Genomic DNA, 11,926 nt, shown 5'->3' with positions numbered 1-11,926 from the left:
TTTTAAGATTTCCGTGGCTTACGCAGCACGTAGCCAACGCCGCGCACGGTGTGGATCAAAGGCGTATCGGTGGTATCGACCTTGCGGCGAAGATAGGAAATGTAGCTTTCCACCACATTGCCATCGCCGCCGAAATCGTAGTGCCAGACGTTATCCAAAATCTTGGCCTTACTCAGCACCACCTCTGCGTTGATCATCAAATAGCGCAGCAAATTGAACTCAGTGGGCGAAAGCTCCACCACCTTGCCGGCTTTGGTTACCTCGTGGGTGTCGTCATTTAAGGTCAAATCCGCGTAGGTCAAGGTGGCGTCGTTTTGAGGCTCCTCGGTGTGGCTGCCTCGGCGCAAAATCACGCGGAGCCTCGTAATCACCTCTTCAAGAGAAAAAGGCTTGGTTACATAATCATCAGCACCGATGGTTAAGCCGTGGATGCGGTGCTCAAGTGCATCTTTAGCCGTGAGGTAGAGCACCGGACCATCAAGGCCCTCGGCGCGCAGCTTGGGCAGAAGCTCAAAGCCATCCATGCCCGGCATCATCACATCCAAGATGAAGGCATCGGGCTGGAACTGCCTGGCTACTTCCAGTGCCTCATCGCCGGAGGTGGCCGTGGCTACTTCAAAGCCCTGGAATTTTAAAGAGACATTGAGCAGCTCCACAATGTTCGGCTCATCGTCCACAACCAAAACGCGGGTGGCATTGTCATTCATCGCTATTTCCTTTTGTGCAGGACATGTAGAAAGGGTCTAGAAAATTGGCAATAGTTGCTTCTAGTAAAGCCCACCTTGCTGTGTGTTGGCTGTGAGCACGCGCAAAACCAGGCACCAAGGCGGTGCATGGCTCTGCAAGGCGCAAGGTACAGCAAGGCGCAAGCCCTTCGCTGGCACCGCGCACCCTTGGGTAAGGTGGCCACCTGTGACTCCCCAGACTTCGAATCGTTGGCTTTTCCTTGCCGTCATTTCTGTTGGGCTGCTAATGATCAGCGCCGATAACTCCATCCTCTTTACTGCCCTGCCGGCGCTGCGCACCCAATTGCACATGAGCGAACTCGAAGGCCTGTGGGTACTAAATGCCTACTCGCTGGTGATCTCCGGGCTATTGCTCGGCACCGGCACCTTAGGTGATCGCATCGGGCATCGCCGCATGTTCGAAATCGGCCTGGTGCTTTTTGCCCTCGCCTCCACGCTCGCGGCTCTCGCCCCCAACGTGGGCGTGCTCATTGCCTCTCGTGCGCTGCTCGGCGTGGGTGCTGCGGTGATGATGCCCGCCACTTTGGCGCTTTTGCGCATCACCTTCCAGGATGTGCGCGAACGCAACTTAGCTATTGCCATTTGGGGTTCGGTGGCCACCATCGGTGCTGCGGCAGGACCGGTGCTTGGCGGCTTCTTATTGGAGCACTTCTACTGGGGTTCGGTCTTCGTTATTAATATCCCCATCGCCATCGTGGCACTGCTGGCCACCTTCTTGCTGGCCCCGCCCAATGTCACGCACCCCACCCAGCACTGGGATCTGCTTTCTTCTGTGTACGCCATGATCGCCATGACGGGCCTGGTGTTGTTGATCAAAGAGGTAGCGCACCCAAGTTCTATCTGGCTAGCCCTCGGGCTTAGCCTCGCGGGCTCGCTGGCTTTTTGGTTGCGCGGGCGCAGGCAAACGCAGCCGCTGATCGCCTTCGATATCTTTCGCAATCGGCTCTTTAGTGCAGGCGTGCTCACCGCCTTATTTGCCATGTTCACGCAATCGGGCGTGATGTTGGTAACCACTCAGCGCTTCCAGCTCACCGAGGGATTCTCCCCACTACAAGCAGGCCTGCTTACCGCCGTGGCGGCGCTGGCGGCTTTCCCCACCTCGTTGATCGGCGGCATCTTCTTGCACCGCGTTGGCTTCTTGCCGCTGATCGGCGGCGGGCTGAGCATCTTGGCGGCAGGCTTTTTCTGCTGCTACCTCGGCGCGATCACCGACACATTCGGCGTCTTTATCCTCGGCATGCTCGTCGCCGGTGTGGGCGCAGGTTTTGCTATGTCGGTGGCATCCACGGCCATTATTGGTTCAGCCCCCAGGGCTCGTTCGGGCATGGCCTCTGCTATTGAAGAAGTCTCCTATGAGTTCGGTGCTTTGATCGCCGTGGCGGTTTTCGGCACCCTGCTGGCAGCCCTGTACACGGCAAGCAGCGGCCAAGACGCCTCTTTTGCCGAGGCGGTAGACGCGGGTGCGTTTAATCATGCCTTTGAGTGGCTGCTTGCCTTCGCTGCCATCTGTACCCTTGCCGGCGCAGTGATTACTGGCTGGTTATTGCGCGATAACCCCAAGGGCACTGCCTACGATCACGAATAGCCAGCCGGGCGCGGGGGCACTCGCTGGATTGGAAGTAATAAGCTAAAGCGGTCATCCTCCCTCCTAGTATCCGGAGCATCGTCTTGACTGCCCTGACCCACCCCGTAGACGCCGTCCCCTCACCTCCAAAACTGGCAGCGCTCGGATTACAACATGTGCTCGCCTTCTACGCGGGTGCTGTGATTGTGCCGTTGCTGATCGCAGGTTCGCTCAACCTCGATACCGCCACCACCATCCACCTCATTAATGCCGATCTGCTCACCTGTGGTTTGGCCACCTTGATCCAATCGGTCGGCATTGGCAAGCACGTTGGTGTGCGCCTGCCCATCATCCAAGGCGTGACCACCACAGCGGTGGCCCCGATTATCGCCATTGGGCTGAGTGTTTCCGATGGCAAAGGCGGTGTGGAATCGCTGCCTACTGTCTATGGCGCGGTGATCGCCGCGGGTCTGTTCACCTTCTTCGCCACCCCGATTTTCGCGCGCTTTCTCAAGTTCTTCCCGCCGGTTGTCACAGGCACCGTACTGCTGGTGATGGGCACCTCGCTGCTGGCCGTATCGGCCAATGACTTTGTTAACTACGCCGATAACCCCGCTGGGCGCGATCTGGCCTATGGCTTTGGCACGCTCGCCCTGATCGTGCTGGTGCAGCGCTTTTTCAAGGGCTTTTTGGGCACGCTGTCTATCCTCATCGGCCTGGTGGCTGGCACCGTGGTGGCCTTGGTGTTAGGCGATGCCAACCTCGATGCAGTAGCCGATGCCGATCCGCTGGGTATTACTACGCCCTTCTACTTCGGTACTCCGCAGTGGAATATCGGCGCGATCTTTTCCATGATCGTGGTCATGATCATCACCATGGTGGAAACCACTGGCGATGTGTTTGCCACCGGCGAGATTGTGAAAAAGCGCATCCGCCGCGATGATATCCAGCGCGCACTCCGCGCCGATGGTGTGTCCACCTTCCTTGGCGGTGTGATGAACTCCTTCCCCTATACCTGCTTCGCGCAGAACGTGGGTTTGGTGCGCATCACTGGGGTGAAGTCGCGTTGGGTGGCTGCCTCGGCTGCTGGTTTTATGATCCTGCTTGGCCTGCTGCCCAAGGCTGGCGCTGTGGTGGCCTCGATCCCCCACCCGGTGCTGGGCGCTGCCTCCTTGGCACTTTTTGCCAACGTTGCTTGGGTTGGTTTGCAGACCATTGCCAAGACGGACTTAAGCGATAATCGCAATGCCGTGATCGTCACCACCGCCTTGGGCTTGGCCATGCTCATTACCTTCAAGCCAGAGGTGGCTGAATCCTTGCCTGAGTGGACCCGCACCTTCGTTTCTTCCGGCATGTCCATCGGTGCAATCACCGCGATCATCTTGAACTGGCTGTTCTTCCACGTTGGCCGCCAAAGCGGCACGGATGTGGCCAGGAACCAAGAAGGTGGCGTCTCTCTTGCAGAGCTCAACCAGATGGATCAACGAGAGTTCGAGGCCACCTTGGCGCCGCTGTTTAATAACGAGACCTGGTCGCTGCATGATGCCTGGGAGGCTCGCCCCTTTAGCAATATCAATGAGTTGCGTGAGGCCATCCAGGTGGCGGTGCTCACCGGCAGCCCTGAGCAGCAAGAGGCCTTGATCAGGGATTATCCGGATATGGCGGAGCTTTTGACCACCGAGACCAGTGCCGCGCGTGGTTCTTTGAACTTAGAGGAGCTTGACGACGTACAAACGGCCCAATTGCTCGACCTTTCCTCCGCCTATCGCGAGCGCTTTGGCTTGCCTTTTGTGGCCTATCTTGGCACCAATGATTCGATTGACACGGTGTTGGATGCTGGCGTGAGGCGTCTGGCCAACTCCGATGCGCAGGAGCGCCGCACGGTGCTTTCAGAGATCATCGAGATTGCCAATGATCGCTTCGATATTTTGCTTGCCGACGCCAACCCGGTTCGTTCCGCCTGGGACAGAAAGTTCACCGAGGTGGAATAGCAGCGCCACGCAAAAAGGCGGAGCTTGTGCTGTTGCACAAGCTCCGCTGTTGTTTTTCTCCGGAAAAGCCTTTAGGGCTTCGGGATATTTCGCAGGTTAGAGGCAGCCAGATCCAGCATGTGGCCTACGCCGCCATCGAGGACGGTTTTCACGGCCGACTTGGAAAAGCCGAGCATCTGCTCGATGGTGATGTTCGGCGGGATGGACAAGGCGTTGGGGTCGGTCACCATGTCGATCAGCACCGGGCCTTCCATGGCAAAGGCTTCGGTGAGTTGCTCACGAGCCTTGGCGGGATCGGTGATCTTTACATGCGGGATGCCCACGGCCTTGGCAATGGCCGCATAATCTACTTCCTCGTGGTCGGTGCCGAATTCCGGCAGACCTTCCACCATCATCTCCAGCTTGACCATGCCAAGTGAGGAGTTATTAAACACGCAGATCTTGATGGGCAGCTCGTGCAGTTTCACCGTGAGCAGCTCGCCCATGAGCATGCCCAAGCCACCGTCGCCGGAGAAGGACACCACCTGGCGCTTGCGATCTGCAGCAGATGCACCCATCGCCATGGGCAGCGCGTTGGCCATGGTGCCGTGGCGGAAGGAGCCGATCATTTCGCGGCGGCCATTGGGGGTGACGTAGCGGGCAGACCACACGTTGCACATGCCGGTATCGACAGAGAAGATGGCGTCTTCATCGGCAATTTCGTCGATGATATTGGCAACGAACTCCGGGTGGATCGGCGTGTGCTTCTCCACGTTGTGGGTGTAGGCCTCCACGACGTCGGAAAGCTTCTTGTGGTGCTCCTTGAGCATCTTGTCAAGGAACTTCCTATCGGTCTTTTCCTCAACGTGCGGGAGAATATTTTCAATGGTTGCAGCCATATCGCCTACCACCGGGTAGCTAATGCGGGTGCGGCGGCCGATGTTGCGGCCGTTGATATCCACCTGCGCGACGTTCTTGGAGGGAAGGAAGTCGTTGTAGGGGAAGTCCGTGCCCAGCAGGATCAGCAGGTCTGCATCATTGGATGCGTCGTGGCAGGCGCCATAGCCAAGCAGGCCAGACATACCCACATCGAAGGGGTTGTCGTATTGGATATACATCTTGCCGCCAAGGGCGTGGCCTACCGGAGCCTTGATCTTCTCGGCCAAGGCCAAGACCTGCTCGCGGGCATCTTTACAGCCGGCACCGCAGAACAGGGTGACGGTTTTTGCCTCATTAATGGCTTGGACCAGCGCACTTGCCTCGGCGGGGTCCGGGTACACCACTGGCTTGCCGCTGGAGATAGCAGATTTGGCAAAGCCAAGGTCCGAAGCGTCGTGCATGGTGATATCACCTGGGATGACCAGCACAGACACGCCATTGCCGGCCATGGTGGATTGGATGGCGTGGTGCAAAATCACCTCGCCCTGGTCGGCGGAATTGACCATCTCGCAATAACCGGAGCACTCCTGGAAGATGCGCTGCGGGTGCGTTTCTTGGAAGAAGTGGGAGCCGATCTGGCGTGAGGGAATGTGGCTTGCAAGGGCTAGCACCTTGGCGCCGTTACGGTGTGCATCATAAAGACCCTGGATCAGGTGGGTATTACCAGGGCCGCAGGAAGCAGCACACACGGCCAGCTCGCCGGTGGTCAGTGAATCGGCCTCTGCTGCAAAGGCCGCTGCTTCTTCATTGCGCACGTGCACCCATTCGATATTGGAGGTGCGCACAGCATCAACCACCGGGTTCAGACTATCGCCAACCAGGCCGTAGATGCGCTTGACCCCGAGCCTTTCTAGCGTTTCGACGATCTGATGTGCAAAGGATTTTGCCATTGGTGTCCCTTTCTGTTTGATATGCCACCAAGTTTCCGCAAAAAGTAAGCACTTTGCAATATTTGATCTCCCAGGGCTTACGTAGCACTTAGCCATGCAGGCACCTGAGGTGGGAAAAATTTTTGCGTGCAGTAGGCTCTAAGAAACCATGGTGAAGATCTTCCGGCTCGATCATTTGGCAACGCTGCGCAAACGCCAGCAGCAGTCGCCGAACAACGCCACCATCGACGTGGCGGCGGCACCTCCCCTGGCGCCATTGGCGCCGGTGGACCTATCTGACCGCGCAGAAATTACCGCTGCGCTGGAAGTCTCTGCGCGCATCGGTGCGCTGCTCATCATTGCCGGCACCCCCAACTCCGATGCCGAGGAGCAGGTGCGCTCTATTGCCGAGGCCTTTGGTGTGTGGAATTGCCACACCGACGCCACCCACCAACGCATCCGCCTTTTTACTTCCGTGGGCGGCCAGCAGGGTGTGCAGGTGGTGCACATTATCAAGCCCGAGGCGCAGAACTTTCGCAAGCTCGCCCTCGTCGACCGCCTCATCCGCGATATTCACACTGGCCGCGCCGCACTCGTAGATGCCACAGCACGTCTCGATGCCATTGAGAACTCCAAGGAATCCCGCGGCGAATGGTCCATCATCGCCTCCTGGGCCACCATGAGTCTTGGCGTGTCCATGCTCATCGGTGGCGATATTCCCGTGCAGATCATCTCCACGATGGTCGCCGCGGTGATCATGTGGCTTTCGGGCTTTTTGGGCAAGCACGGTTTGCCGCTGTTTTATCAAAACGCAGCAGGCGGTGTGCTCGCGGCCATTGTGGCCACCTACGCCTACCACGCGGGGCTGCTCTACGATCTTTCGCTCAAACCCTCCATTGTTATCTCCACCTCCATCGTGGTGATGCTGGCCGGTTTGACCCTGCTGCAGGCCTTCCAAAATGGTGTGACCTCGGCACCTATTACCGCGCTGGCCAGGTTATTCGACACCATGACTATCACCGCAGGTGTGGTCGCCGGTGTTGGTATGGGCATCGCTATTACCTCGGTGCTGGGATTGCAGCTTCCCCCAATGGAGACGGTGGCCGTGCCCAATTTCGCCTCGAATACGGTGCGCACCCTCGGCGGCACCATCGCCACCATCGGGTTCTCGCGTGCCTGCTATGCCAATTGGAATACCGCGATCATCGCGGGGCTGACCGCCTTGTGGGGCTCGCTGGTGTACTACTTTGTGCTCGTGCCAGCAGGCATCGATGGCATGGCTGCCACCTTTGGCACCACCTTCGTTATTGGTTTAAGCGGTGGCCTGTTGGCCCGTCGTTTCCAGATCCCGCCGCTGGTGATTGCCATTGCCGGTGCTACCCCGCTGCTGCCTGGCCTTTCGGTATATCGCGGACTGTATGGGCTTATGCAGGAGCAATTATTGGCAGGCTTTTCCGGCCTGGTGTACGCCATTGCCACCTGCACCATGCTCGCTGCAGGCACGGTATTTGGTGAATGGGTAGCCCGACAGCTTCGTCGCCCGCCGACGATGGCAACGTATAAGCAGTTGGCAAAGAAAATGATCCGCACCCGACGCGCACAAGTACGGTTTGGGGTGCAGACCAAGAAATGAGCTGGAGACGAGACTTGAACTCGCAACCTACGGTTCTAAGGACGGGGTGTTGTCTAGTCTCTCTCACGTCGTTTATTTTCAGTGTTTCTACTGGTAAGGGCGCTACTACTGTCTAAACAGTGTTGCCCATTCTCTCTCGCGACGTCTATTTTCAGTCAGTTTGTGAGTATTTTTTGGACACTTTTTGGACACTTTTTGGACACTTTTCGCCCCCGTTCCCCTACGGCTTGGCCACCGCGCCCCGCGGCTATCAACTCAAACACTTGACCGATAGCAGGATAAACTTTCTAGCAGCGATACGAAATACTGTGTTACCCGTGTTACCGCAGGTCAAACTATGTTACCTACCCTGTTACTAGTGTGTTACCTAGTGTTACCGCTGGTAATGAGTGGTTTTTGAAGTGTTGCTTGGCTGTTGCCGTGAGTTACTTAACTCAGCCAAGGGGTGGCGTTAAATACCTACCCTTTTCCGCCTTTGGCCGGGGCGCGGATGGCCTGAACTTGAGGGGCGTGGGGGTCGTAACCCCCCTTTTTTAGACGCCCTTGGCTAATCCACTGGGGATAGGTCGGCTTTCGACGGCGTTCTTAGACCCCTTGGGGTTTTGTGCCCTATCTTGAGCAGAAGCGCCAGCCTGTGTGCCCCTGGGGTGTTGTCAGATTGTTCCGGGCAGTTCCACTCAAGGCCGCGGGCTTGTGGCTTTGCAGGGGCGGTGTTGGCTTTCAGATTGGCTGATGTGGCCACGCCTTTAGATGCGTTGCCGTTGGTTCCTTGGCGGCTGTGGCAACTTTGTGACACCTAAAGGGGGTGGGATTAGACCTAACGCCTTAGGCCAAGGCAGGTGGGGTTTTCCCCGCGCGCTGCACTTCTTCAATCCTGGGTTGCATTGCTTTGTTTTCGGCGCCGGTTCCGCCCTGTAGCGCCCTGGTTTAGTCCGGGCTGTAGGCAAAGGCGTTGGTGTAATCTGCTTGCACTTTGGGGCGTGCGAGGTAGGCGTTTTCGGTGACGGCGGTAGATGAGTGGCCTAGGTGGCGTGAGGCCGCGAGGGTGCCGTATCGCTGTTCAATCCTGGTGGCCACGGTTTTGCGGAAACTGTGGGGGTGTATCCATGCGAGGTGATCGGGACGGGCGGTTCGTAGTTGCCGGTTCACGTTGTCTACGGTGCGCCACGTGCCCCGCGTGCTGGGGAATACGATTTCACCGAGGTATTGGCGGAGTTCTTTTGCCTGTTGTTTCTTGAGGGCGTTGAGGGCGATTGGGGCGGCGTGGATGGTGCGCCTACTGCTGAGAGTTTTGGTGCGTTCGACGCGTTGGCTGGTGTTTTTGTCGATGGTGCCAGTGATGGTGATGGTGCCTGCTGTGAGGTCTATGTCTTGCCAGCGGAGGGCTAGGCATTCGCCGAGGCGTAGGCCTGTGCCAATGAGTACGTCGATGATTTCTGGGAGTCCGTCGCCGCGCTGTTGGCCACGGTGGTTGATGCCACACCAATCGCGGATGGTGGTTCTAAATTCGTGTATTTGTTCGTCTGTGAGTGCTTCGACTTCTTGTTTTTCGCGTTTGGGGAGGGTGGTGTTGGTGATGGGGTTGTAGGTGATGAGCCCCCATCTGGTGGCTTGGCCGAGTGCGCCTGAGAGTACGGCGCGGCTTGTTTTGGCGGTTCCGGGGGTGAGGGTGTCGAGGAATGTTTGGATCTGGGGTGTGGTGAGTTCGTTGAGTCGGATGTTGCCGAAGGTGGGGTTTGATGTGGAGTCGGATGGCTTTGTTGTAGGTGTTTTTGGTGGTGTTGGTGACGTCGTGGCGTTCGAGCCAGTAGGTGATGAGGGTGTGGAGTTCGGTGGTGTTGTTGAGTCCTTGGGTGGTGTTTGTGGTGGCGTCTTTGTCGCGGCATTTTGTTTTGAGGTTGCGTTCGGCGGCGGTTTTGCTGGTGCCTTGGGCGCGGACTCTGAGGGTTTTGCCGGTGGTGGTTCGGTAGCGTGCTTCTGCTTGGTCTTTGCCGTTGGGTTTTTTGGTGATGTTGATTTTGCCGATGGTGCCGAGGGGTGTGGCGGGTCTACCCCTGCTCATTGTTCATCCTCTGAGGTTCCGACGTAGGGGGTGAGCTTCTTGAGTTCTGTGGCTATTTCCTTAGCGCGGGCATTCATGGCCTTGACATGCCCCATAGGGTTACCGGGGTCGGTTTTTATTTTTCGGAGGGCGTCGGAAAGTAGGTCATCGCGTTCGGTTGCGAGCATGACGCGAGGCTCTGGGAACACACCAATGTCATCGCTTTCAAGGGTTCGTTGGCCAGCTACCCATTCCACGGCATTGAACGCGCTGTCTATTTTCCCTGGTAGATAATGGGTTTCACCGTCTGGGTAGTAGGGAAAGATGAGCAAAGCCGGGGGAATGTCGAGAGCGGCGGCTAGTACAAGCACTTCGGCAAGGCTGATGGATGTTCGGTTGCCTGCCTCTAATTGGCTGATGCTTGAGCGGGATACCCGAAAACCTAGGCGTTCGGTTTCATCTTGGAGCCACATTGTTGATCGGGATTCTTTTTCTCTGAGTCGTTTCACCTCTGCACCGATGGTGTCTGTGAGGTCTTTTTGCCATTTATCCATGGTTTGAATGGTAGTGCTTTTTGCCAGTTGTTTAATGTTGCTCTATTTTCGCTCACTGTTTAGATGTTTGCAACTATTGACGGTTTTCTAACAGTGCGTTATATTTCAGGCAGTAAGTGATTTATTCCTAACGCTTTGATAGGAGCGTGAGTTGTGAAAACGACAGTTACGGGCGCCGTAGCCGCGTCATTGCTAGGGATTAGCCCGGCGATGGCGTATCGACAGATTCGTGAGGGAGATTTCCCCGTTCCGGCGGCCAAGATTGGGGGGCGGTACGTCGTACCCACCAAGCCACTATTGGAGTTCCTTGGCATTGATGCGTTGCCGGATGATGGTGACGATGATGAGCAACTGGGGGTGGCGGCGTGAGTACCGCAACCCCCACGAGGATCACCCCTCATGCACCCCACGTGGTCGATCAGTTCACGGCCGATGGGTGCCTGTACCTGGTGCTGCACCAACCCGATCACGCCCGCCCGATGGTGTTGCAGTTCTCGCGTGAAGAAGCATTGGATTGGCTTGACGAGCTGAACAATTTTGTACGGGTTACACCTTTTCGCCGGCCTGTTTCCTGCCTAGGTGTGGAGGATGCTCATTTGGGTGATCCTGTGAGTGTTCCCGCGTTTGAGGATGAGGGCGGCGCTTAGGATGGGTGATTATGGACGATCAAGAGAAGCAGGAACTGTTGGACGCTGCTGTTGCTGCGCATCGGGAGTACGTGGAGGGCGTGCAGGCGTTGCGGAAAGCGCGGCAGGAGGCGTTTCTTGCGGCGTCTCGCACTGCGATCAAGAACCGGGAGATTGCGGAAGCAACCGACTTGCACGAGTCCATGGTAAGCAGGATTGCACGAGGTCAGGCCTAAAAGTTCCATACCATGAAAGTTTTATGGTATGTTTGAAGCATCACCACAACAGTGGTGACCACCAACAAGAAAACCCCCCACGTAGCGGCAACTACGAGGAGGGGAACACAACACGGTCTTTCATGACCGACCAACGCCCCCGCGTAGCGGCAACTACCGGAGGCACGGCCAAAACTCGCGAGAGGAGTTTCGACATGGGTAAGACTACCCCACTTCGCAACAACACCACCAACGCCCTGACCGGCCTTGCAGACAAGTTACAGCTTGACGCGTGCGCCGATGATGCGGCGAACCTTGACCGAATTGCACACTCCAAGCTCACCGGCGCCGCTCTTGTGGCGGAACTGCCCTTGTGGATCCTTGAGTGTATTGACGAAGCCGGTATCCGGGGTGAACTCATCCGGGCGCTGAACCAAGCCGCCACCCTTTTGGTGTTCGAGGAACTGAGCGACAAAATTAACGAAATTTCCTTGTCGCTTTCGATCATGCACAACCAATTGCAGACCCCGGCGAACACTCCCAACGTGGCCACCCCCGCGGCTACTGGCATCGCCGATGGCGAGGCCGCCTAACAGCCCCTCCCCCACACCACTAATTCCCCACCTAGTGCCCCGCCTGTGTGCTCTAAGCACAGCAACAGCGGTAGGCACCTGGGTTCGCAGGGAGATGAGCGCCTACCGCTGTTGGGGTTGTATGGCACGACACGAGCCAATACCCCCGCTACTTCGCGCCATCATTCACCTCATCA

Annotated in this window: 12 protein-coding genes; 8 read left to right on the top strand and 4 right to left on the bottom strand. The window is 57.3% G+C overall.

From position 1 onward, the window contains the following. Window positions 1–2: 2 nt before the first annotated feature. Entirely contained in the window at window positions 3–707 is a 705-nt protein-coding gene (locus tag CPPEL_RS01835) for a response regulator transcription factor (protein WP_123959545.1), read from the bottom strand. Between the two features lie 205 nt (window positions 708–912). Here CPPEL_RS01835 and CPPEL_RS01830 point away from each other — a divergent pair, with 205 nt between their 5' ends. Beyond that, window positions 913–2,331, top strand: coding sequence for an MFS transporter (locus CPPEL_RS01830; protein WP_281270499.1), 1,419 nt, complete (start codon window positions 913–915; stop codon window positions 2,329–2,331). Between the two features lie 83 nt (window positions 2,332–2,414). Further along, a complete protein-coding gene (locus CPPEL_RS01825) occupies window positions 2,415–4,301 on the top strand; it encodes a solute carrier family 23 protein (RefSeq protein ID WP_123959544.1) in 1,887 nt (628 codons plus the stop codon). A gap of 71 nt (window positions 4,302–4,372) precedes the next feature. Here the strand turns inward: CPPEL_RS01825 and CPPEL_RS01820 are convergent, their stop codons facing one another. Further along, window positions 4,373–6,109 carry a pyruvate dehydrogenase gene (locus tag CPPEL_RS01820; RefSeq protein ID WP_123959543.1) on the bottom strand — a complete coding sequence of 579 codons (1,737 nt, stop codon included), beginning with the start codon at window positions 6,107–6,109 and terminating at the stop codon, window positions 4,373–4,375. A 148-nt stretch (window positions 6,110–6,257) separates the two neighbouring features. Here CPPEL_RS01820 and CPPEL_RS01815 point away from each other — a divergent pair, with 148 nt between their 5' ends. Beyond that, window positions 6,258–7,721 carry a threonine/serine exporter family protein gene (locus CPPEL_RS01815; protein WP_123959542.1) on the top strand — a complete coding sequence of 488 codons (1,464 nt, stop codon included), beginning with the start codon at window positions 6,258–6,260 and terminating at the stop codon, window positions 7,719–7,721. Between the two features lie 927 nt (window positions 7,722–8,648). Here the strand turns inward: CPPEL_RS01815 and CPPEL_RS11250 are convergent. Further along, a complete protein-coding gene (locus CPPEL_RS11250) occupies window positions 8,649–9,140 on the bottom strand; it encodes a site-specific integrase (RefSeq protein WP_245990523.1) in 492 nt (163 codons plus the stop codon). Between the two features lie 280 nt (window positions 9,141–9,420). Between CPPEL_RS11250 and CPPEL_RS01805 the strand changes: the two genes are divergently transcribed. Next, window positions 9,421–9,810 (top strand): hypothetical protein, encoded by a 390-nt coding sequence (locus tag CPPEL_RS01805; RefSeq protein ID WP_123959540.1) that lies wholly within the window; start codon window positions 9,421–9,423, stop codon window positions 9,808–9,810. Here the strand turns inward: CPPEL_RS01805 and CPPEL_RS01800 are convergent. Beyond that, complete coding sequence (locus tag CPPEL_RS01800; protein WP_123959539.1) at window positions 9,780–10,316, bottom strand: helix-turn-helix domain-containing protein; 537 nt, start codon at window positions 10,314–10,316, stop codon at window positions 9,780–9,782. The genes CPPEL_RS01805 and CPPEL_RS01800 overlap by 31 nt on opposite strands. A gap of 153 nt (window positions 10,317–10,469) precedes the next feature. Here CPPEL_RS01800 and CPPEL_RS01795 point away from each other — a divergent pair, with 153 nt between their 5' ends. From CPPEL_RS01795 to CPPEL_RS01780, 4 genes are all read left to right on the top strand, one after another. Next, the gene (locus CPPEL_RS01795; RefSeq protein WP_245990476.1) at window positions 10,470–10,685 is read left to right on the top strand and encodes a helix-turn-helix domain-containing protein; all 216 of its coding nucleotides are present in this window, start codon (window positions 10,470–10,472) and stop codon (window positions 10,683–10,685) included. Beyond that, entirely contained in the window at window positions 10,682–10,963 is a 282-nt protein-coding gene (locus tag CPPEL_RS01790) for a hypothetical protein (protein WP_123959538.1), read from the top strand. Before CPPEL_RS01795 ends, CPPEL_RS01790 begins: the two co-directional genes overlap by 4 nt. A gap of 11 nt (window positions 10,964–10,974) precedes the next feature. Then, a complete protein-coding gene (locus CPPEL_RS01785; RefSeq protein ID WP_123959537.1) occupies window positions 10,975–11,178 on the top strand; it encodes a hypothetical protein in 204 nt (67 codons plus the stop codon). Window positions 11,179–11,372: 194 nt separating this feature from the next. After that, window positions 11,373–11,750 carry a hypothetical protein gene (locus CPPEL_RS01780; protein ID WP_123959536.1) on the top strand — a complete coding sequence of 126 codons (378 nt, stop codon included), beginning with the start codon at window positions 11,373–11,375 and terminating at the stop codon, window positions 11,748–11,750. The last annotated feature ends 176 nt before the right edge of the window (window positions 11,751–11,926 follow it).

Source organism: Corynebacterium pseudopelargi (assembly GCF_003814005.1).
In the GTDB taxonomy this organism is placed as follows: Bacteria; Actinomycetota; Actinomycetes; order Mycobacteriales; family Mycobacteriaceae; genus Corynebacterium; species Corynebacterium pseudopelargi.
The sequence above is the reverse complement of the archived record's forward strand: the minus strand, read 5'-3'. Positions and strand labels throughout refer to the sequence as shown.